Annotated in this window: 21 protein-coding genes; 7 read left to right on the top strand and 14 right to left on the bottom strand. The window is 67.5% G+C overall.

Translation table 11 applies throughout. The annotated features are described in order from the left end of the window. Positions 1-14: 14 nt before the first annotated feature. From ABE464_RS02300 to ABE464_RS02255, 10 genes are all read right to left on the bottom strand, one after another. Entirely contained in the window at positions 15-935 is a 921-nt protein-coding gene (locus tag ABE464_RS02300; protein ID WP_346470559.1) for a phosphoglycerate mutase, read from the bottom strand. Positions 936-940: 5 nt separating this feature from the next. After that, on the bottom strand, positions 941-1,405 hold the full coding sequence (gene greA / locus ABE464_RS02295) for a transcription elongation factor GreA (protein ID WP_179459625.1): 465 nt from the start codon (positions 1,403-1,405) through the stop codon (positions 941-943). Positions 1,406-1,413: 8 nt separating this feature from the next. Further along, positions 1,414-4,656 (bottom strand): carbamoyl-phosphate synthase large subunit, encoded by a 3,243-nt coding sequence (gene carB, locus ABE464_RS02290; protein ID WP_346470558.1) that lies wholly within the window; start codon positions 4,654-4,656, stop codon positions 1,414-1,416. A 54-nt stretch (positions 4,657-4,710) separates the two neighbouring features. Further along, the gene (locus ABE464_RS02285) at positions 4,711-5,295 is read right to left on the bottom strand and encodes a hypothetical protein (RefSeq protein WP_346470557.1); all 585 of its coding nucleotides are present in this window, start codon (positions 5,293-5,295) and stop codon (positions 4,711-4,713) included. A 43-nt stretch (positions 5,296-5,338) separates the two neighbouring features. Continuing rightward, entirely contained in the window at positions 5,339-5,893 is a 555-nt protein-coding gene (locus ABE464_RS02280) for a hypothetical protein (RefSeq protein ID WP_346470556.1), read from the bottom strand. Beyond that, on the bottom strand, positions 5,893-7,023 hold the full coding sequence (carA, locus tag ABE464_RS02275; protein ID WP_346470555.1) for a glutamine-hydrolyzing carbamoyl-phosphate synthase small subunit: 1,131 nt from the start codon (positions 7,021-7,023) through the stop codon (positions 5,893-5,895). Before carA ends, ABE464_RS02280 begins: the two co-directional genes overlap by 1 nt. Before the next feature lie 229 nt (positions 7,024-7,252). Continuing rightward, on the bottom strand, positions 7,253-7,993 hold the full coding sequence (dapB, locus tag ABE464_RS02270) for a 4-hydroxy-tetrahydrodipicolinate reductase (protein ID WP_346470554.1): 741 nt from the start codon (positions 7,991-7,993) through the stop codon (positions 7,253-7,255). A gap of 52 nt (positions 7,994-8,045) precedes the next feature. Beyond that, entirely contained in the window at positions 8,046-8,300 is a 255-nt protein-coding gene (locus tag ABE464_RS02265; protein WP_346470553.1) for a DUF6587 family protein, read from the bottom strand. Then, positions 8,300-10,159, bottom strand: coding sequence for a ferrous iron transport protein B (feoB, locus tag ABE464_RS02260; RefSeq protein WP_346470552.1), 1,860 nt, complete (start codon positions 10,157-10,159; stop codon positions 8,300-8,302). The genes ABE464_RS02265 and feoB overlap by 1 nt, the downstream gene beginning before the upstream one ends. Further along, on the bottom strand, positions 10,156-10,413 hold the full coding sequence (locus ABE464_RS02255; RefSeq protein ID WP_346470551.1) for a FeoA family protein: 258 nt from the start codon (positions 10,411-10,413) through the stop codon (positions 10,156-10,158). Before ABE464_RS02255 ends, feoB begins: the two co-directional genes overlap by 4 nt. Before the next feature lie 114 nt (positions 10,414-10,527). Here ABE464_RS02255 and ABE464_RS02250 point away from each other — a divergent pair, with 114 nt between their 5' ends. From ABE464_RS02250 to ABE464_RS02220, 7 genes are all read left to right on the top strand, one after another. After that, on the top strand, positions 10,528-11,316 hold the full coding sequence (locus ABE464_RS02250; protein ID WP_346468385.1) for an enoyl-CoA hydratase-related protein: 789 nt from the start codon (positions 10,528-10,530) through the stop codon (positions 11,314-11,316). An 11-nt stretch (positions 11,317-11,327) separates the two neighbouring features. After that, on the top strand, positions 11,328-11,714 hold the full coding sequence (locus tag ABE464_RS02245) for a VOC family protein (protein WP_346470550.1): 387 nt from the start codon (positions 11,328-11,330) through the stop codon (positions 11,712-11,714). A gap of 165 nt (positions 11,715-11,879) precedes the next feature. Further along, entirely contained in the window at positions 11,880-12,773 is an 894-nt protein-coding gene (locus ABE464_RS02240; RefSeq protein ID WP_346468387.1) for a hydroxymethylglutaryl-CoA lyase, read from the top strand. Beyond that, entirely contained in the window at positions 12,770-15,358 is a 2,589-nt protein-coding gene (locus ABE464_RS02235) for an EAL domain-containing protein (protein ID WP_346470549.1), read from the top strand. Before ABE464_RS02240 ends, ABE464_RS02235 begins: the two co-directional genes overlap by 4 nt. A gap of 52 nt (positions 15,359-15,410) precedes the next feature. Then, positions 15,411-16,181 carry an SDR family NAD(P)-dependent oxidoreductase gene (locus ABE464_RS02230; RefSeq protein WP_346470548.1) on the top strand — a complete coding sequence of 257 codons (771 nt, stop codon included), beginning with the start codon at positions 15,411-15,413 and terminating at the stop codon, positions 16,179-16,181. 68 nt (positions 16,182-16,249) lie between these two features. Then, positions 16,250-16,816: an elongation factor P-like protein YeiP gene (gene yeiP, locus ABE464_RS02225; protein ID WP_019182972.1), complete on the top strand. Its 567-nt coding sequence runs from the start codon at positions 16,250-16,252 to the stop codon at positions 16,814-16,816. Further along, the gene (locus ABE464_RS02220) at positions 16,806-17,267 is read left to right on the top strand and encodes a hypothetical protein (RefSeq protein WP_346470547.1); all 462 of its coding nucleotides are present in this window, start codon (positions 16,806-16,808) and stop codon (positions 17,265-17,267) included. Before yeiP ends, ABE464_RS02220 begins: the two co-directional genes overlap by 11 nt. Positions 17,268-17,312: 45 nt before the next feature. Here the strand turns inward: ABE464_RS02220 and ABE464_RS02215 are convergent, their stop codons facing one another. The 4 genes from ABE464_RS02215 to ABE464_RS02200 all read right to left on the bottom strand — a co-directional run bounded on the left by ABE464_RS02215 (position 17,313) and on the right by ABE464_RS02200 (position 21,717). Then, positions 17,313-18,053: an MliC family protein gene (locus ABE464_RS02215; protein WP_346470546.1), complete on the bottom strand. Its 741-nt coding sequence runs from the start codon at positions 18,051-18,053 to the stop codon at positions 17,313-17,315. A gap of 103 nt (positions 18,054-18,156) precedes the next feature. Beyond that, positions 18,157-19,971, bottom strand: a complete 1,815-nt coding sequence (locus ABE464_RS02210; RefSeq protein ID WP_346470545.1) for a DUF4105 domain-containing protein — start codon at positions 19,969-19,971, stop codon at positions 18,157-18,159. Continuing rightward, on the bottom strand, positions 19,971-20,267 hold the full coding sequence (locus tag ABE464_RS02205) for a DUF2388 domain-containing protein (RefSeq protein WP_346470544.1): 297 nt from the start codon (positions 20,265-20,267) through the stop codon (positions 19,971-19,973). The genes ABE464_RS02210 and ABE464_RS02205 overlap by 1 nt, the downstream gene beginning before the upstream one ends. Before the next feature lie 61 nt (positions 20,268-20,328). After that, on the bottom strand, positions 20,329-21,717 hold the full coding sequence (locus tag ABE464_RS02200; RefSeq protein WP_346470543.1) for an FAD-binding oxidoreductase: 1,389 nt from the start codon (positions 21,715-21,717) through the stop codon (positions 20,329-20,331). Positions 21,718-21,815: the final 98 nt, after the last annotated feature.

Genomic DNA, 21,815 nt, shown 5'->3' with positions numbered 1-21,815 from the left:
GCCGATCGACGCACTCAGAGGTCGTGCAGTTGCACCGGCTTCTTCCAGAACCGCCAGCGCTGGGTCTTGTCGATCTCCACGCGGGCGCCGTCCTCGAAATCCAGCACCAGCCGTTTCAGTTCCCCGCGGGCAATCGCCGCCAGCAACGGGCGGATCGCCTCATTGCCCAACTGTTCCAGCGAACGCAGCTGACGCAGGTCCACCAGGGCATCCACGGTCTGCTCGCCATCGGCCTGCAGACCTGCGGCCTTGGCCAGCGCCTGCAGCAGCGCATCGCGGCTGCGGACCTGGGCATGCGCGGTGGTCACGCGTTCGGGCAGCTTACCGCCACCCCAGAACCACAACGAGTTGATCGCCCGTTTGCCGTCGGCCACGCGCTGCTGGTTCCACTCGTGCTGGTGCAACACCACCTGCGCTTCGGTCAGCAGGGCGCGCCAACGGCGGCCCGCATCGCCTTCAGGCAGATGGGCAAACAGATCATCGCCAAGCACTTCATCAGGCTCGGCGAACGCGGGCAGCGTGGTGCCTGGCGGCAGGCGCAGGTACCAGCGTGACGGCACCGGGGCATCCAGCACGAAACCGAACCCGGCAAACAACGGCTGCAACGCCGGCAGCAGATGCATGACATCGGCCAGATCGGGACGCAGGGTGTCCCCGTGCCCCATCAGGCGAGCACCGTGCATGTCCGGCACCACGTTGGCCGGATCGGCCCGCAGCCACACCGCCCCGTCGGCATCGCCGACATCCAGCTGGCGGGTCAGGGCGGCGGCAGACCACGCGTCCGGCTGCGTCTGGAAATGCCGACGCAGCTGGGCGCGTTCGCCCGCCTCGGCGCTGCGGCGCTGCGCACGCCCCAGCGCCTTGGCGACGTCATCGGGCAACGGCGCCGCCGGAAACCGGCTGCGCGCCGGCAGCAACAACGTCGCCGTGGCCATCGCCGTCAGTCCAGGTACTGGACGCTGACGATTTCGTACTCGCGCTGGCCGGCCGGTGCGTCGATGGTGACCGCATCGCCTTCCAGCTTGCCGATCAAGGCACGGGCCAGCGGCGAGGAGATCGCGATCAGGCCCAGCTTGATGTCCGCTTCCAGGTCGCCAACGATCTGGTAGCGCTTCTCTTCCTCGCTCTCCACGTCCGACAGCTCGACCGTGGCGCCGAACACCACCTTGCTGCCGGCGTTGAGCTTGGTGATGTCGATGATCTCGGCATGCGAGAGCTCACCTTCCAGCTGCTTGATGCGGCCTTCGATGAAGCCCTGCTCTTCGCGCGCGGCGTGGTACTCGGCGTTCTCTTTGAGATCGCCGTGTTCGCGTGCCTCGGCGATCGCCGCGATGACCTTCGGGCGCTTGACCGACTTCAGGTGGTCAAGCTCTTCGCGCAGACGCTGCGCGCCCTTCAGGGTGATCGGTGCTCTCATGCGTTCAACTCCTTGTGCAGTTCCTGCAGTGACCAGACCGGGCCGGTCCCGCGGAATTCCAGTGATTGCACCAGCGCCATGGCGCCGGCGATGGTGGTCGAATAGGTCACGCGATGCTGCAGCGCTTCGCGACGGATCGAGAAGGAGTCGTTGATCGCCGCGCGACCTTCGGTCGTGTTGACGATGTAGACGATCTCGCCGTTCTTGATCGAATCGACGATGTGCGGACGGCCTTCGACCACCTTGTTGACGATTTCGCAGGTCATGCCGTGCTCCTGCAGCCACGCGCCGGTGCCACGGGTGGCGACCAGGGTGTAGCCGCGCTCGACCAGCGCCTTGGCGACCGGCAGCACGCGCTTCTTGTCCGGATCACGGACCGACACGAACGCCTTGCCCAGCGGCGGCGCCTTGATGCCACCGGCTTCCTGCGCACGCGCGAAGGCGGCGCTGAAGCTGCGGCCCACGCCCATCACCTCACCGGTGGAACGCATCTCCGGCCCGAGGATCGGATCGACGCCCTGGAACTTGGCGAACGGGAAGATCGCTTCCTTGACCGAGTAGTAGCCCGGCACGATTTCCTTGGTCGCACCCTGCTCGGCCAGCGTCTTGCCGGCCATGCAGCGCGCGGCGATCTTGGCCAGCGGCATGCCGGTGGCCTTGGACACGAACGGCACGGTGCGCGAGGCACGCGGGTTCACTTCCAGCAGGTAGACGATGTCTTCGCCGTTCTCGCCGGCCTGGATCGCGAACTGGGTGTTCATCAGGCCAACCACGTTCAGGGCCTTGGCCAGCTCCACCACCTGGCGACGCAGCTCGGCCTGGGTTTCTGCCGACAGCGAGTACGGCGGCAGCGAGCAGGACGAATCGCCCGAATGCACGCCGGCTTCTTCGATGTGCTCCATCACGCCGCCGATCAGAACATTACCGTCCTTGTCGGCAATGATATCCACGTCCACTTCCACGGCGTTGTCCAGGAAGCGGTCCAGCAGCACGGGCGAATCGTTGGAGACCTTCACCGCGTCGCGGACGTAGCGGGCCAGATCGGATTCACCGTAGACGATTTCCATCGCACGGCCGCCCAGCACGTAGCTCGGGCGCACCACCAGCGGGTAGCCGATTTCGCGGGCCAGCAGCAGCGCTTCCTGGTCGTTGCGGGCGATGCGGTTCGGCGGCTGCTTCAGGCCGAGCTTGTCGACCAGCTGCTGGAACCGCTCGCGGTCTTCGGCCAGATCGATGGAGTCCGGCGAGGTGCCGATCACCGGCACGCCGTTGGCTTCCAGCGCGCGCGCCAGCTTCAGCGGGGTCTGGCCGCCGTACTGCACGATCACGCCCTTCGGCTGTTCCAGCTCGACGATTTCCAGCACGTCTTCCAGCGTCAGCGGCTCGAAGTACAGGCGGTCGGAGGTGTCGTAATCGGTGGAGACAGTTTCCGGGTTGCAGTTGACCATGATGGTTTCAAAGCCATCATCGCGCAGCGCCAGCGCAGCGTGCACACAGCAGTAGTCGAACTCGATGCCCTGGCCGATGCGGTTCGGACCGCCACCCAGGATCATGATCTTGTCGCGGTTGCTCGGTGCGGCTTCGCACTCGTCCTCGTAGGTCGAGTACAGGTACGCGGTGCTGGTGGCGAACTCGGCGGCGCAGGAATCCACGCGCTTGTACACCGGGCGCACCTTGTGGGCACGGCGCAGTGCGCGCACGGCCGCTTCGTTGGTGCCGGTCAGCTCGGCCAGGCGGGCGTCGGAGAAACCGGCGCGCTTGAGCTTGCGCAGGCGCACGGCGTCCAGCGCGTCGATGCCATCGGCAGCCACCTCGGCCTCGGCCTGGATGATTTCTTCGATCTGATCCAGGAACCACGGGTCGATGTGCGACAGCGCGAACACCTCTTCCACGCTGAAACCGGCGCGGAACGCATCACCGACGAAGAACAGACGCTCCGGACCCGGGGCCTTGAGCTCGCGCTTGAGCGTGGTGATGTCGTCCTCGTTGGACAGGTCCAGACCGGTCGGGTCCAGGCCGATCTTGCCGGTTTCCAGGCCACGCAGCGCCTTCTGCAGCGACTCCTGGAAGGTGCGGCCCATCGCCATCACCTCGCCCACCGATTTCATCTGGGTGGTCAGGCGTGCATCGGCCGCCGGGAACTTCTCGAAGGCGAAGCGCGGGATCTTGGTGACGACGTAATCGATCGACGGCTCGAACGAGGCCGGGGTCAGTCCACCGGTGATTTCGTTCTTCAATTCGTCCAGGGTGTACCCCACGGCCAGCTTGGCCGCGACCTTGGCGATCGGGAAACCGGTGGCCTTGGAGGCCAGCGCCGAGGAACGCGACACGCGCGGGTTCATCTCGATCACCACCACGCGGCCGGTGGTCGGGCTGATGCCGAACTGCACGTTCGAGCCGCCGGTATCCACGCCGATCTTGCGCAGCACGGCGATGGAGGCATCGCGCAGGCGCTGGTATTCCTTGTCGGTCAGGGTCTGGGCCGGGGCCACGGTGATCGAGTCACCGGTATGCACGCCCATCGGGTCCAGGTTCTCGATCGAGCAGACGATGATGCAGTTGTCGGCGGCGTCGCGCACCACCTCCATCTCGAATTCCTTCCAGCCCAGCACCGACTCTTCCACCAGCACTTCGGTGGTCGGCGACAGTTCCAGGCCGCGGGTTACGATGTCGACCAGCTCTTCGCGGTTGTAGGCGATGCCGCCACCGCTGCCGCCCAAGGTGAAGCTGGGGCGGATGATGGTCGGGTAGCCGACGCGGGTCTGGATCTCGATCGCTTCTTCCAGCGTGTGCGCCACCGCCGCCGACGGGCACTCCAGGCCGATCTCGCCCATGGCCACGCGGAACAGCTCGCGGTCCTCAGCCATGCGGATCGCATCGCGCTTGGCGCCGATCAGCTCGACGTTGTACTTCTCCAGCACGCCGTTGTCGGCCAGGTCCAGCGCGCAGTTCAGCGCGGTCTGGCCACCCATGGTCGGCAGCAGCGCATCGGGCTTTTCCTTGGCGATGATTTTCTCGACTGTCTGCCAGTTGATCGGCTCGATGTAGACGGCGTCGGCCATCTCCGGGTCGGTCATGATGGTGGCCGGATTGCTGTTGACCAGCACCACGCGGTAACCCTCGTCGCGCAGCGCCTTGCAGGCCTGCGCGCCAGAGTAGTCGAACTCACAGGCCTGGCCGATGACGATCGGGCCAGCACCGATGATGAGGATGGTTTTAAGGTCAGTGCGCTTGGGCATTGTCTTCTCTAAGTCAGTACAGCGTGGCGGGGGGAACTGATCGCACGCTGTCGATCAAGTAGCTTGGGGACTGCTGACACCGCAGTCTGACTGGAACCGTTGATGCAATTGCTGTGATCGCTTGAAGCTGAAAGTGGGCTGGCCCGACAGCGCATTGACGAAGGCCGCGAACGGCGCCGACGCCATGAAGGTTTCGGCCTCCGCGCGATACGCTGCCGGCGGCAACGGAGCCTGGCTGTCGTCGCCCGACACCAGCTGCGCCTGTGCGTTGGCCGCGAAAGCGGCCATGAACGAAGCGCCGGCCGGGGTGTCACCAAAATCCAGCCAGTGCTGGACCTGCGCGCTGGTCATCCGCTCAGCCAGCCGCTCGCGCGTCATCTCATCCAGGGTGAGGTTGAGCACCTGCGTGACGCAGGCGCGCTGCGGGCCATCCAAAGCACCCAGGCGGTCGTCGTCGGCCACCAGACCGTCGGCGATCAGGGCCAGCGTCCGTTGCCACCGTACCTGCTCCACCAGTTGGCCGACCCGCTGCGCGTGACCACCGGCCTGCGCCATCGCCATCGATGGGGCCATGGCCAGCGCCGACAGCATCCCGGCACGAACCAGCACGGCGACGCAGGAGGTACGCGACGTCAGCATGTGCGGTGCGGCATGACAAGGCGGAGTGAACGCACACTGTCCATCAGGCGATCTCGTCCGGTGCCAGTACGATCCGGCACTGGTCCTGCAGCCCTTTCGCCAACTGCACGCCGATGTCGTCGGGCAGCCCCGATTCGGTATCGAATGTGGCGATGAAGCGGGTGTAGGCCGGGCTGGCGAGAAACGCCGCTGCATCAGCGCGCTCTTTTTCGCTCAGAACCGCGTGGGTCCTGGCCGCCATCGTTTCCGGGCCGGCCGCGGCAAATGCCGAGGCCAGACCTTTGCCAGCGGGCGTGGCCAGGAAGCGCGACCACTCGGCGATCACCTCATCGCCATCAGTACCGAGACCGGCGATCACCGAGCGACGGAACTCCGCATCAAGCAGGTCCTTGATCGGGGTGTGCGCGCACTCGCGGTCAGCCTCGGGCAGGCTGTCGAGGGCCGGCAGGTTGTCGACCATCATCTTGGCCATGTCCTTGCCCAGGGTGCCCATGCTCAACTGCTGCATGACCGCCTTTACCTCGGCATCGGTGGCCGGTGCGGCGTGGGCCACACCGGTGACGCACAACAACGACAGCAGCAGCGCGTGGCTGCGCATCAAGCGTTCGCCTCGGCCATCATCGCAACGAACCGGTCGAACAACGGACCGACATCATGCGGGCCCGGCGAGGCTTCCGGATGGCCCTGGAACGAGAACGCCGGCACGTCGGTGCGCGCGATGCCCTGGTTGGTGCCGTCGAACAGCGAGCGGTGGGTCACGCGCAGGGTGGACGGCAGCGAGGCCTCATCGACCGCGAAACCATGGTTCTGCGAGGTGATCATCACGCGGCCGCCGTCCAGGTCCTGGACCGGGTGGTTGGCGCCGTGATGTCCGTGGCCCATCTTGACCGTCTTCGCACCGGAGGCCAGCGCCAGCAGCTGATGGCCCAGGCAGATGCCGAAGACCGGCACCTTCTTCTCGAGGAAGGTCTTGATAGCAGCGATCGCGTAGTCGCACGGCTCCGGATCGCCCGGGCCGTTGGACAGGAACACGCCGTCCGGGTTCATCGCCAGCACCTCGGCCGCCGGGGTCTGCGCCGGCACCACGGTCAGCTCGCAACCGCGCTCGGCCAGCATGCGCAGGATGTTCAGCTTCGCGCCGAAGTCATAGGCCACCACCTTGAAGCGCGGTGCGGCGTTGACGAAGGCGTTGCTGTCCAGATCCAGTTGGCCCTCGCTCCAGGTGTAGCGCTTGTCGGTGCTGACCACCTTGGCCAGATCCATGCCCTTCAGGCCCGGGAATTTGCGTGCTGCTTCCAGCGCCGTTTCAACGTTCAGCCCTTCGCCCGCCATCAGCGCACCGTTCTGGGCGCCGCGCTCGCGCAGGATGCGGGTCAGCTTGCGGGTATCGATGCCCGAGATGGCCACCACGCCGCGCTGGATCAGCCAATCCTGCAGCGACACCTGGCTGCGCCAGTTGCTCGGGCGGCGCGGCACATCGCGCACGATCAGGCCGGCCGACCACACCTTGGCCGCTTCATCGTCCTGGTCGGTCATGCCGGTGTTGCCGATATGCGGGTAGGTCAGCGTGACCATCTGCCGGGCGTAGGAAGGATCGGTCAACACTTCCTGATAGCCGGTCATGGCGGTGTTGAACACCACCTCACCGACGGACAGGCCGGGCGCGCCTACGGATTCGCCCTCGAATACGGTGCCGTCTTCGAGGACGAGGATTGCGGCTTGGGTCACGGAAATCTCACTTTGGCTACCGAGGGGTCACCGAAGTCACGCCTGCGCTTCACGAAAAAGCGGCTGCAAAAAAGCGCGGACTGCGGTTCTGGACCGGTCCGGCTGTCGTGATTCGGCGAGCGGGAATTGTAAAGGGAACCCGGGTGCGACGCCAGTATCCGCGTGCAATTGCCCTGTTCAGCCTGACAGAAGGCGCAGCGCCGGTTCAGGCCTGCGCCGTGTTCCCCATTCAGACGGCCGGCGGCGGCGTGGCCCCGTCCAGCAGGTCCCGGACCCGGTAGCTGCCCGGCGCGCGGCCCGGCAGCTGGCTGGCCGCAAACAAGGCCCCACGGGCAAAGATGTCCCGGTTGGTGGCACGGTGGGTCAGCTCGATACGCTCGCCCAGCCCAGTGAACTGGACCAGGTGCTCGCCGACGATGTCGCCGGCACGCAGGCTGGCATAGTGCGGCTGCGCCCCACCCTTCGCCGCCGCCGCGCCCAGCGTCAGGGCCGTGCCGGAGGGCGCGTCCTTCTTCTGGGTGTGATGGGATTCGACGATGTCGCAGTCCCAGCCGGCCAGCGCCGCTGCCGCCCGCTCGACCAGTTCATCCAGCACCGCCACGCCGAGGCTGAAGTTGGAGGCCCAGACCAGCGGAATCCGGCCCGCGGCCTGGATCAGCGCCTGACGCTGCGCCTCGCTGATGCCGGTGGTACCGGACACGAAACCCGCGCCCCGCTCCACACACAGCGCCAGCACCGGGTCGAAGCCCTCGGGCAGGCTGAAATCGATGGCGACATCGAACTGGGGGGCACCGGCCAGCTCACTGCTGGCGAAATGCGGCACGCCCTCGACCACGCGCTGGGCGGGTGAGCGGCGGTTCACGGCAGCGACAACCTGCAGGGCGGCGTTGTCAGCGGCAAGGCGGAGCAGTGCCTGGCCCATGCGGCCGGAGGCACCGTGGATGAGCAAACGTAGGGGAGTGGTAGTCATGCATGCAGGCTAGCGGGTGGTGGCGCGGCTGCACAAGCGGTTTTGGCGCCGCTCAGTGCTGCTTTGGCGGGGTCGGCCCGCAACTGTCGCATCCACCACAGGCCCCACCGCCACCGGTGACCGGTGGCGCCATCTTCCGGCCGAGCGCCTGCAGCCAGGCGGCGCGCTGCGGCTTCACCAGCCCCAGCGCGATCGCCCCGCGCACCTTGCGCACGGTGCCCGGGAACTGCTTCTTCATCACCACCCACGCACTGACCACCACGGCCAGCGCGATCACGGCGTACTGCAGCAGCAGCCCGGTCTCCATCAGCCGCCGCCCAGGGCCACGGTCACCTGGTAGGTGATCAGCGAGGCGATGTAGGCAGCCGCGAACAGGTAGAACGTGGCAAAGCCCATCTGCTTCCACGAGTTGGTCTCACGCTTGATCGTGGCCAGCGTGGAGATGCACATCGGGGCGTAGATGTACCAGACCAGCAGCGACAGCGCGGTGGCCAGCGACCAGCCATCGCTGATCAGCGGGGTCAGCGCCTGGCTGGCAGCGTCGTCATCGGCAGCCGACAGCGCGTACACCGTCGCCAGCGAGGCGACCGCCACTTCACGCGCAGCCAGACCCGGGATCAGCGCGATGCAGATCTGCCAGTTGAAGCCCAGCGGCGCGAAGAACACGGCCATGGCGTGGCCGATCTGCCCGGCGAAGCTGTAGTCGATCGCCGGCATGGTCGCGTTCTCCGGCGCGCCCGGGAAGGACAGCAGGAACCACAGCAGGATGGTCAGCGCCAGGATGATGCCGCCGACGCGCTTGAGGAAGATCATGCCGCGCTCGTACAGCCCGACCGCCAGATCGCGCGGGTGCGGAATGCGGTAGGACGGCAACTCCAGCATCAGCGGGTGCTCGCTCTTGTCGCGGCGCCACTTCTTCATCGTCCAGGACATCAGCAGCGCGCTGACGATACCGGCCGCGTACAGGCCGAACAGGACCAGCCCCTGCTGGTTGAACACGCCCCAGATCTGCTTCTGCGGGATGAAGGCGCCGATCAGCAGCGCATACACCGGCAGACGCGCCGAACAGGTCATCAACGGGGCCACCAGGATCGTGGCGAGCCGGTCGCGCGGGTCCTGGATGCTGCGGGTGGACATGATGCCCGGCACCGCGCAGGCGAAGCTGGACAGCAGCGGGATGAACGAGCGCCCGGACAGGCCGGCCGCGGCCATCATGCGGTCCAGCAGGAAGGCGGCACGCGGCAGGTAGCCGGACTCCTCCAGCGCCAGAATGAAGGCGAACAGGATCAGGATCTGCGGCAGGAAAATGATCACGCCGCCGACGCCGGCGATGATGCCGTCGGTCAGCAGGCTGTTGAGCGGACCTTCCGGCAACGCGCCACCCACCCACTCACCGAGCGCACCGGTACCCGCTTCGATCAGGTCCATCACCGGCGTCGCCCAGGCGTAGACGGCTTGGAAGATCAGGAACATCACCACGGCCAGGGTCAGCAGCCCGAACACCGGGTGCAGCAGCCAGCGGTCCAGCGCGTCATCGATCTTGGCCGTACGCGTGGGCATGCTCACCGCGCTGCCCAGAATGTCGCGCACCTGGGCGTGATAGTCGGTCTCGGCAGCGGGCACCGCCACCGGGGCCTGCAGGTGCGGCACCATCGCATCCAGGCGCTCGACCAGCTTGGCGGCGCCGTTGCGGCGCACCGCCACGGTTTCCACCACGGGCACGCCCAGCGCCTGTTCCAGCGCGGGCACGTCGATCTTGATGCCGCGTCGCTCGGCCGCATCGACCATGTTCAGCGCCACGATCATCGGCTTGCCCAGCTCGCGCAGTTCCAGCGCGAAGCGCAGGTGCAGGCGCAGGTTGGTCGCATCGATCACGCACAACAGCACGTCCGGCGCGGCCTCGCCCGGGTAGAAGCCCCGGCACAGGTCGCGGGTGATCGCCTCATCCAGGCTGGCCGGCTGCAGGCTGTAGGCGCCCGGCAGATCGAGCACGGCGAACTCGCGGCCCGACGGCGCGCGCAGGCGACCCTCTTTACGCTCGACGGTGACGCCGGTGTAGTTGGCCACCTTCTGGCGGCTGCCGGTGAGCTGGTTGAACAGCGCGGTCTTGCCGCTGTTGGGATTGCCCACCAGGGCGATGCGCAGCGCGTTGGTCACAGCGCTCATGCGCGGGCCTCCTGGGCGTTCAGCGCGGTCACCACGATGCGGGCCGCCTCACTGCGGCGCAGCGCGAAGCGCGTGAACCCGACCTGCACCAGCAGCGGCTCGGCGCCCACTGGACCACGGGCTACCAGACGCACTTCTTCCCCTTTGACGAAGCCAAGCTCCTTCAGTCGGCGGGCGATCGCATCGTTTGCGTGTAGTTCCTGCACGGACTCCACCAGGGCGGAGTCGTACAGCGCCAGATCGGACAACGTCACGGAGCGCCTTCTCGATGATAGGAATGGTTATCAATTCTACCATCGCCGCGCCGCGTCATTGCCCGTGACCGATGGCCCGCTATGATCTGTACATGTTATGGAGCAAGCCGACCCATGAGTGATGCACTACGGATTGAACGCAGCGCCTCGGTGCTGACCCTGTGGTTGAACCGCCCCGCCCTGCACAACGCCTTCGACGCCTCGTTGATCGCCCAGCTCACCGCCGCCCTGGAGGCCGCCGGGCGCGACGACCGCGTCCGCGCGGTGGTGCTGGCCGGCGAAGGCGCCTCGTTCTCGGCGGGTGCGGACATGCAGTGGATGCGCGGCATGGCAGCCGCCAGCGAGGAGGACAACCGCCAGGACTCGCTCGCCCTGGCCCGCCTGATGCGGACCCTGGACGAGCTGCCCAAGCCGACCATCGCCCGCGTCCAGGGCGCCGCCTTCGGTGGCGGGGTCGGCCTGGTGGCCTGCTGCGATATCGCCATCGCCAGCACCAGCGCCCGCTTCGGCCTGACCGAGAGCCGCCTGGGCCTGCTCCCGGCGGTCATTTCGCCGTATGTGATCGACGCGATCGGCCCGCGCCAAGCCCGCCGCTGGTTTGCCACCGGCGAGCATTTCGACGCGGAGACCGCCCTGCGCATCGGGCTGGTCCACCAGCTGATCGAGCCCGAACGCATCGATGAGGCCGTGCAGCGCCAGCTGGGCCTGCTCGACAAGGCCGGCCCTGTCGCCTCGTCTTCGGCCAAGGATCTGGTCCGGCGCGTGGCGCTGGGCCGCGACCGCGACGCCACCGACCGTGACAATGCAGCCCTGATCGCCCGGCTGCGGGTCTCGGCCGAAGGCCAGGAGGGCCTGGGCGCCTTCCTCGACAAGCGTTCCCCCCATTGGGTCACCCAGGACTGAGGAGAGAAGTCATGCTCGATCATGTGGGCATCCGCTGCGCCGATTTTCCGCGCAGCCTGGCGTTCTTCCAGCAGGCCCTTGCCCCGCTGGGCATCTCGGTGGTGATGCAGGTATCGGCCGCCCAGACCGGCGACCATGACCATGCTGGCTTCGGCCGTACCGGCAAACCGGATTTCTGGATCGGCAGTGCCCCCGGCGCGCATGGCGGCGTGCATCTGGCCTTCAGTGCAACCAGCCGCGCCGACGTGGACGCCTTCCACCGCGCCGCCCTGGCGGCCGGCGGTACCGACAACGGCGCCCCGGGCATCCGCGAGCATTACCACCCCGACTATTACGGGGCGTTCGTGCTCGACCCGGACGGCAACAACATCGAGGCGGTCTGCCACCACCCCGGCTGACCTCACACCACCGGGATGGCCGCTTTGCCGCCCATCCCGCGTATCCCCTTTTCGTGGCCCGCCGGGGACCGTGGGCCGCCTTTCGTCTGACAGGACTCTCCGTGATCTCTACCCCACCCCGCCCCCCGCTGGTCGTCCGCCGCTCCGTTCGTGGAGCGCTGGCACATGGATGATTTCGTCCGCATCGTCGAGGTCGGCCCGCGCGACGGGCTGCAGAACGAGGCCCAGCCGGTCGCCACCGCCGACAAGATCGAGCTGATCCGCCAGCTCTCGCTCACCGGCCTGCGTACCATCGAAGCCACCAGTTTCGTCAGCCCGCGCTGGGTGCCGCAGCTGGCCGATGCCGCCGAGGTCTACACCGGCATCACCCGTGTGCCGGGCATCGCCTACCCGGTACTGGTGCCGAACGAACAGGGTTACGACCGCGCCCTGGCGGTGGGAGTGCAGGAAGTGGCGGTGTTCACCGCTGCTTCGGAAACCTTCAACCGCACCAACACCAACGCCGGCATCGATGAGTCGCTGGCGCGCTTCGCGCCCATCCTGGAACGTGCCAAGGCCGATGGGGTCAAGGTGCGTGGCTATGTGTCCACCGTGCTCGGCTGCCCCTACCAGGGCGAGGTCGCGGTGAGCGAGGTGGTCCGCGTCGCCCGCGCGCTGCATGAGATGGGCTGTTACGAAATCTCGCTCGGCGACACCATCGGCGTCGGCACGCCGCGCAAAGCGCGCGCGATGCTCAAGGCCGTCGCCAGCGAGCTGCCGATGGACGCGTTGGCCGTGCATTTCCACGACACCTACGGCCAGGCACTGGCCAACATCGATGCCTGCCTGGAAGAAGGTGTGCGCGTGGTCGACTCGGCCGTCTCCGGTGCCGGCGGCTGCCCGTACGCCAAGGGTGCCAGCGGCAATGTCGCCAGCGAAGATGTGGTCTACATGCTGCACGGCATCGGCATGCGTACCGGCATCGACCTGCCCGCGCTCGCCAGCACCGGGCGCTGGCTGGCCGCACGCCTGGGGCGCGAGACCGGCAGCAAAACCGGCAAGGCTCTGGCGGCGACATGAAACAGGGCGGCCCGCGCAAGGACGCTGCGGTCGGTGATCACCTCACCGCCCACGTCCACGCGCTGGCCGCCCTGGATCGCGCACTGGCACGCTCGCCCGGCGAGCTGCATGGCCTGCTGGAAGAGGTCCAGCAGGCGCTGCAGGAAGCCATGGATGAGCGCCAGCTGGCGCTGCGCCGGTACGCTGCCCTGTTCGATGCCGTGCCCGATCCGGTCAGCATCCTGAGCGAAGATGGCGTCGTGCTGGACCTCAACAAGGCGGGCGTGCGCGCCTACGGCCGCCCGCGCGAGGAGATCATCGGCCAGCCGATCGAGCTGTTGAACCCGGACCTGCCGAACGATCATCTGGATCCGGTCTGGGAGGCGCTGCGCCAGGGCGAAACCTACGTCATCGAAGTCACCAACATGCGCGGCGACGGCAGCCGCTTCCCGGTAGAGGTGCATTCGGCCGGCTTCGAACATCAGGGCGAGCACTGCATCGTGGCGGTGGCGCGCGACCTGAGCAGCCGCTGGCAGGCCGAGTCGCGCTACCGGCTGTTGATGGAGTCGATCGACAAGGGCGTGATCCTGTTCGACCGCCAGTTGCGGGTCGTGTCCGCCAACCCGGCCGCGCACCGCATCCTCGGCATTGCCGGCAATGGCGGCAGCCTGCAGGCGATGCTGGCGCCGGAAGACTGGATCAGCGTGGACGAGCACGGCCACCCGCTCACCCGCGAACAGTGGCCGGCCGCCGTCTCGCTGCAGACCGGGCGCATCGTGCGCAGCACCATCGTCGGCCTGTACCACCGCCCGCGTGGCCGCATGATCTGGATCTCCACCACCAACGTGCCGGTGTACGGCAATGGGCGCGATGCACCGGACCACGTGTTCGGCCTGTTCAGTGACATCACCGAACTCAAGCGCAACAACACCCTGTTCGACCGCGCGCAGTCGCTGGCGCACATCGGTGGCTGGGAATGGGACCGCGGCCTGCAGCGCCTGTACCTGACCGACGAGGCGACCCGCATCCTCGGCCAGGCGCTGCCGATGCGCGACATGGCCGAACTGCTCGAATGCCTGCGTCTGGATGACCGCGCGCAGCTGCAGCAGGCACTGCTGGACGTGATCGACAAGCAGGTCTCCTTCGAGCTGGAGCTGCAGGGCCAGCGCAGCGACGGTCACTCGTTCTGGGTGCGGATGATCGGCGAGGCCGAGGCCGGCGACGTCGATGCCGCGCGCATCGCCGGCACGGTGCAGGACATCACCGCGCGCAAGCAGGCCGAGGAGACGCTGCGCATCCAGGCGCGCACCGATCCCCTGACCGGCATCATGAACCGCGATGCCGTGCTCAATGACCTGGCCACGCGCATGGCCAACCCGACGCACTGCCGGGTCGCGGTGCTGTACATCGATCTGGACCGGTTCAAGACCGTCAACGACCTGCTCGGCCATAACGCGGGCGACGAGCTGCTGATCGATGCCACCCGCCGCATCGCCACGGCGATCGGCACCGAGGGGCTGCTGGCCCGTTTCGGCGGCGACGAGTTCCTGGTGATCTGCGATACCCGCGACCAGGCCGACCAGCCCGAGCGGCTGGCTGCGGCGATCACCCGCGCCTTCAGTACCCCGTTCCGCTTTGGTGCCGACGAGTTCCCGGTAACCACCAGCATCGGCATCGCGCGGGCCCCGCAGGACGGCCTGCGCCCGCAACAGCTGATCCAGAACGCGGACATCGCGATGTACGACTGCAAGCGGCGCACCCGCAACGGCTGGCAGGTGTTCTCGCCCGAGCTGGCCCAGCGCCAGCATGATCGCCTGCAGATCGAAAGCCGCCTGCACCGCGCGCTGGACGATGATGAGTTCCATCTGGTCTACCAGCCGCAGGTCAACCTGCACAGCGGCCAGCTGGTCGCGGCCGAGGCCTTGATCCGATGGCGCAACACGCAGCTGGGCGAGCTGCGCCCGGATATCTTCATCGCCCATGCCGAAAGCACCGGCGACATCGTCCGGATCGGCCTGTGGGTGCTGCGGGAGGCCTGCCGCCAAGTGCGCCAATGGCAGGATGAGGGGCTGGGCATCGTGCGGGTGGCGGTGAATGTGTCCTACCGACAGTTCGTCGGCGAGGATCTGGCCCGGCACGTACGCGCGGTGCTTGACGAATTCCACCTGCCCGGCAGCGCGCTGGAACTGGAATTCACCGAGCGGGTGTTGATCGAGGACGCACCGGACACCCTGCAGACCTTCGCCCGGCTGCGCGAGATGGGCGTACTGCTCACCATCGACGACTTCGGCGAAGGCTACAGCGCGCTGAACTACCTGCGTCGGCTGCCGATCCACGGGCTCAAACTGAGCCAGCTGTTCGTGGAGGGCGTGCCGGGCAACCGCTCGGACGTGGCGGTCTGCGAAGCGGTCTGCGGGATCGCCCGCAGCCTCGGGCTGGGGCTGGTCGCCGAGGGCGTGGAATCGGAGGCGCAGCGCCAGTTCCTGCAGACGTTGGGGGTCTCTGTCGGCCAGGGCTTCCTGTTCGCGCCGGGGCTGGCACCGGAGGAGTTCGCCCGCCGCCTGGCCCTGCGCGCAAAGGTCGCGGTGGGCAGTGCACAACGGTGATCGCGGCCGCTTCCGTTAGAATCGGCGGTTCTTGAACCAGCGGGATCGTGCAATGCAGCTGTCTTCTGTCCGCGCCGTCATCACCGGCGGTGTCTCCGGCCTCGGCCTGTCCGTGGCCCAGCACCTGGTCGCCAACGGCGCCAAGGTGGCCCTGTTCGACCTCAATGACGACAAGGGCGCAGCCGCCGTGGCCGAGCTGGGTGAGGCCAATGCACGTTACTACCGCACCAACGTCAGCGATGAAGCCGCCGTCGCCGCGCAGATCGATGCCGCCTGCGATTTCCTGGGCGGGCTGAACACCGCGATCAACTGCGCCGGCATTCTCGGCGCCGGCCGCGTGCTGGGCAAAGAAGCACCGATGCCGCTGGCCAACTTCCAGGGCACGGTGATGGTCAACCTGGTCGGCAGCTTCAACGTCGCCAAGGCCGCCGCCAACCGCATGCAGCACAACACTCCGGGCGACGACGGCGAGCGCGGCGTGATCATCAACACCGCCAGCGTGGCGGCCTACGAAGGCCAGATCGGCCAGGCCGCGTATGCCGCCTCCAAGGGCGGCGTGGTCAGCATGACCCTGCCGATGGCCCGCGAACTGTCGCGCTTCGGCATCCGCGTGATGACCATCGCCCCGGGCATCTTCTGGACCCCGATGGTGGATGGGATGCCGCCGGCCGTGCAGGAATCGCTGGCCGCGTCCATTCCGTTCCCGCCCCGCCTGGGCAAGCCGGAGGATTTCGCCGGCCTGGTCGCCTATATCCTGGGCAACACCTATCTCAACGGCGAGACCATCCGCCTTGACGGCGCCGTGCGTCTGGCGCCGAAGTAAGCGAGCACGCAACCCGCTGGGTGCCCGGTTACGGCACCCGCCACCTCCACGAACCGACCTTCATTCCCATGAAAGCCAGCGACATCAAGAAAGGCAACGTCGTCGAATTCAACAACGGCGTCTACCAGATCCGCGACATCGAACGCAGCTCGCCGCAGGGCCGCGGCGGCAATGTCCGCTTCCGTTTCATCATGTACAGCGTGCCGGGCGGCAACAAGCTCGACTCCAGCTTCGACGCCGATGACAACCTGCCGGAAGTCGAGCTGCTGCGCCGCCAGGCGACCTACTCGTACATGGATGGCGACGCCTTCGTCTTCCTCGATGACGAGGACTACACCCCGTACATGGTCGATGCGGACGTGCTCGGCGACGACGCCGGCTACATCACCGACGGCCTGACCGGCATCTACGTGCAGGTGATCGACGAGACCCCGGTGGGCGTGCAGCTGCCGACCAGCGTCGTGCTGGAAGTGGTCGAGACCCCGCCGGAACTCAAGGGCGGCACCGCCACCAAGCGCCCGAAGCCGGCCAAGCTCAACACCGGCATCGAGATCATGGTGCCGGAGTACATCGCCAATGGCGAACGCGTGCTGGTCAACACCACCACCGGTGAATTCGCCGGCCGTGCCGACTAAGCGGTCCGTACTGATCGTCCTGCTCCTGCTGCTCGCGGCGTGCTCGCCGCGGGCAGTGGAGCGTGAGACGCTGGATGCGTCGGCTCCGGGCGCGATCTCCGACAGCAGCAACAGCAATGCGCGCTGCGAAGTGCCCGCACAGGTGTTCGTGGCCGAGGACATCCGCATGTACTGCGCGATGCCGGGCGACGTGCAGGCCTTCCTGACGCGCGAAAGCGCCTGCCAGCACTTCGCTGGCGAAGAAGCCTACGACGAGGACCGCGCCCGCGAGCTGGCGTATGCGATCCACGCGTACTGCGACGACCGCGCCGGGGTGTTCAATCTCCTCCTGCAGCGGCATGCCGACAACTGCCTGGTGCACACCGAGCTGATGCTGCTGGGCACCCGCAACGAACTCGCGTTGGATGCCGACAGCCGCGTGCTACCCAACCCCTGCCCGCGCGGCATGTAACGGTTCACCCGACGCGCACGCGCGCATCCGGCGTCTTCAACTCGATCAGGGCTTGGCCGCCAACGATGGCGCGCCGGCGAAATCACCACAGCCGTGGTACTGGCGCGCGCCAACGGTCAGCATGGCCGTGGCACCGAAGGCCTGCCCACTCATATCGTCCTGGCACACCGTGCGCTGGAAGGTCAGCTTGACCGGCGTGCCATCGGCCGCATTGCCGGACCAGCCGTCCCGGCCCTGCGTGGGGCTGGCAATCTCGAGCGTGCGCTCGCCGTAGTCCAGTTCGATGTGCAGCGCCGGCGCGGCACCCGCCGCCACCTGGGCCAGCCAGCCCGGCTCGTTGCCGGTCGCACGGAAGCCGCCTGAAGCATCAGCATCAGTTGCGTCAGCCGTGGCATTGACCGGCGGTGCTTCGCCGCCCTGCTCGCCGGTGCCGGTGCAGGTGCGGTCCGGCTCGCCGTTGAGAATCAGGCTGCCCTCGGTGGTGCCCTTGGTCCAGAATTCGTTGCCCTGCCCGTCACCGTACTTCGCGCCCGATGCTGCGGGCTGGGAGGACATCGGGAAAGTGCGGTCGCCCACCACTACGGTGGCCGAATCCTGACCCCGATAGGTGGCATGCACTTCCAGCTCCCCACAGCGGAACGCATACGCGCGCTCTTCAGCGGTGGACGCATTGATCGGCGGGGGGGCTTCACTGCCATCGGCGGCGGGGCTGGTCTGACTGGCCGGCTGGCAGGCGGCGAGTGCGCCGGTAATGGCCAGGCTCAACAACCAGGGAGATGCGCGCATGAGGGACTCCTTGCGATAACGTCAACAACACTTGATCGTACCTGCCGCGCTGTGAGAGCAGGTGAAGCGAGGCTGACCTCGCGGGCATCACTGAACGCGCGGTTCAGTGCGCTGCGACCCGTCCTTCGTCCTCTCGCGCCAGCGCACGCATGCGCGCGCCCAGCCGTGCCAGGTTGCTGTCGATCATGGCCAGTTCGTGCTGCTGTGCCTGCGGCAGGCGTTGCTTGAGCTGCTGCTGCAGCGCCTTCCAGGCCGGTACGCCCTGCGCACTGAGCTGCGCCGCAGCGTCGGCGGCCTGGAGGCGCTCGTCGGCGGCCGGCAACCCGTAGCCACCGCCGGTCACCAGCGCCGCCGGGCTGACCAGTTGTCCGGTGTCCTCGAGCAACGCGCGCACGCTGTCGCGCGCCGCTGCGCCGCCCGTGTCTGGACGACCGAGCAGGCGCTTGAGCACATCGCGTGCGCGCAGTTCTTCGCGCCGCAGCGCCGCCTGCTCCAGCAACAGCATGGCCGCCGTGGCCCGCAGGTCGCCCTGCTCCACCCAGCGCGCACGCGCGCTGGCTGGCTGCCGCAACCAATCGCCGACCGTTGTCGTGTCCAGCGGCAGGTGTTGCCGGGCTGCATCGAACAACTGCTGGTATTGATCTTCGGCGGAGGCGAAGTAGTAGCCCTGCCGCGTTGCCTGCTCACGATCCGCCAGCACGCTGGCGTCGGCCACGCCCTGTCGCTCAAGGCGGGTCAGCAGACCGCGCGGTGTGAGGCGATTCAATCCGGGCGACGCCAGGCGTGGCACCCCTTCCTGCAGCAGCTTGCCGGTCTCCACCGCGCAGTTGTTGCTGACAAACAGGTAGCGGCCGTCATAGCTCCAGTGCACCTGCGCGACACGTTCGATCAGGTTGGCGACATCGTGCGCATCCAAGGCCAGCGGTACCGAGGAAAGGCCGCGCAGTTCCAGCTGGGTGTATTCGTTGATGACCTGGTTGAGCGGGAGCACGAACAATCGGGAGGGATAAGAGCCGGTCAGCCCACGCCAGCTGGAGATCTGCACATCCCCCACGAAGGCGCGGTAGGACAGCACCCGGTGATGGGACAAATCCATGCGGCAGGCCGGCCCGCGCGGCCGGCCCGGTGCGCAGATCACCAGCCGCAGCATGCTGTGGCCCCAGCGGCTCATCAGTTGGTCGTTGCCTTCGGCGAGCAGGTAGTCGACGGCGTAGACCCGGGCCGGATCCAGCTCAAGCAGGGTCGCGGCACCGGCCTCTTCTTCGGCCTGCATCAACGGGAGGCGGGCATCGCAGTCGGCTGTGCGCCCAGTCGCGCCCAGGTGCTCGGTGAACCACGCAGCGACGGCCGGCCGGCGGCAGGCGTAGTCAGGATCGAGCAGCATGTGCTCGGCGTTGACCGCCAGGAACTCGGCCGGGCTCGCGCGCTCGTAGGCATCCGGGCTGCGGCCACTGAACGCGTTGCCGGTGCGGCCCAGCTTCCACGGCCGCCGCTGCCAGCCGGCCAGATCGCGCCAGCGCCCATCGCGCGACCATCCACCCTGCGGCGAGCGATCCAGCACATGGGTCAGTTCATGGATCAGCGCCGCTTCGAGTGGCCGCGGCAGCGGCCGACCCTCCTGCACGGTGTCCAGCAACGCGCGCTGCAGGGTGATGCTGCCGTTGCGGGCACGGCCATGTATGTGCGCGGGGAGCGTGTCCGACCAGCGCACCTGTACAGGCTGCTGGAAGCGCGCCTGCCACTGCGGGGGCATGCGCATCCGTACCTGCTGCAGCGCACGCTCGGCGGCCACGATCTGCGCCGCGTTCAATCCCTGCGGCTGCAACTCCAGCTGCAGCGCCGCATGTGCGAACGGCGCGGCGAGCCACCCGATCAGGACCGCCCAGCGCCAGCGGCGGACCTGACCCGGCGTTCGCATCAGCGGGCCAGCAGGGTCCTGGCCAGCGCCATGTCACTGGCCTGCTGCTGCGCCATGCTCTGCTCGCGCAGGTGCAGCAGCGCCGCCTCCAGGCGTGCACCGCGGATGGCACCGTCGCTGGCCACGAAGGCTGCGGCGTCATCGCGCGCATCGAGCACGATCTTGTCATCGCTTGAGCTGGACGAACCGGCCGAGGACGCGCCAGAGGCGGAACCGGCAGAGCTGCCGGCAAAACTGGAGGCCATCGCCGACAACGGCAGGGCGAGCACGGCAAGAAGCAGGATCGGACGCATCATCAGGGTGTCGTTCGCGGTGGAAAGCACAGAGCGTATAGGCTGCGTGAAACGCTGTCTTGCCTCAGATGTCGAACACCTTGCCGGGATTCAGCAGCGCTTGGGGATCAAACGCACGTTTGACCGCCTTCATCAGTGCGATTTCCGGCGCGCTGCGCGTGCTGTCCAGGTAGCCCTTCTTGACCAGGCCGATCCCGTGTTCAGCCGAGATGCTGCCGTCAAAACGAGCAAGCACGCCGGCCAGCAGTTTGGTCACATGCTCGCACTGGGTCAGGAACTCCGCATCGGCGGTGTCGTCCGGCTTGAGCACGTTGATGTGCAGGTTGCCGTCGCCGATGTGGCCGAACCAGACCACCTCGAACTTCGGGTACGCCTGCCCGATCAGCGCCTGGGTTTCGGCAAGGAAGGCCGGCATCGCCGAGATCCGCACCGAGACATCGTTCTTGTAGGGCTTGTAGCGCGCCACCGCTTCGGTAATGCCCTCGCGCAGTCGCCACAGCTGCGCGGCCTGCGCATCGCTCTGGCTGACCACGCCATCGCTGACCCAGCCATGTTCCATGCAGTCTTCAAACGCCGCCATGGCTGCGGCTTCCTGCGCCTCATCGCCAGCCGCGAACTCGGTGACCACGTAATACGGATGAACCTCGTCGAACGGTGCCTGCGCGCCATGCGCCAGCACATGTTCAAGCGCGCGGTCGGTGAAGAATTCGAAGGCCTGCAGCTGCAAGCGCTCGCGGAAGGCGGCGAACACCTGCATCAGCACCTCGAACGAGGGCAGCGCCAGCAGCATCACATTGCTGGCTGGCGGCGGGTCGGTCAGCTTCAAGGTGGCTTCGACGATCACACCGAGCGTCCCCTCCGAGCCGATCAGCAGTTGCCGGAAGTCGTAGCCGCTGGAGTTCTTGATCAGGCCCTTGTTGAGCTCGACCAGCTCACCGGCCATGGTCACCACCTTCAGGCCGGCGATCCACTCGCGGGTGTTGCCGTAACGGATCACGCGGATGCCACCGGCATTGGTGGCGATGTTGCCGCCGATCGAGCACGAACCGCGCGCGGCGAAATCCACCGGATAGATCAGGCCGTGTTCGAGTGCGGTGTTGTGCACCGCTTCCAGCGCCATACCGGCCTGTACGGTCAGCGTGCGGTCGACCGCATCGAAGGCCAGCGGCTTGTTCATCCGCTCCAGGCTGAGCACCAGCTCACCGTGCGCGGCCACCGCGCCACCGGAGAGGCCGGTGCGGCCACCGGAGGGCACCACGGCCACGCCCTGGGCGGTCGCCCAGCGCAGGATCGCCTGCACCTCCTCCACCGTGCCCGGCAGGGCGATCGCCAGCGGCGCCGGGGTCCAGCGCCGGGTCCAGTCGCGGCCGTAATGCTCCAGATCGGCTGGATCGGTCTTCAGGCGCAGCCCGGGGCAAGCGAGCAACAGCGAATCGAGGCGCGGATCGGTCATGGGGCGTCTGGCGGTGCCGGGGGAGCCCGCAAGCCTGCCAGCCGCTACCGGCCGCGTCCAGTAGCAGGCGCGCCTGTGACGGCCACACGCACTCACGA

Source organism: Stenotrophomonas sp. TWI587 (assembly GCF_039674145.1).
In the GTDB taxonomy this organism is placed as follows: Bacteria; Pseudomonadota; Gammaproteobacteria; order Xanthomonadales; family Xanthomonadaceae; genus Stenotrophomonas; species Stenotrophomonas maltophilia_AY.
The sequence above is the reverse complement of the archived record's forward strand: the minus strand, read 5'-3'. Positions and strand labels throughout refer to the sequence as shown.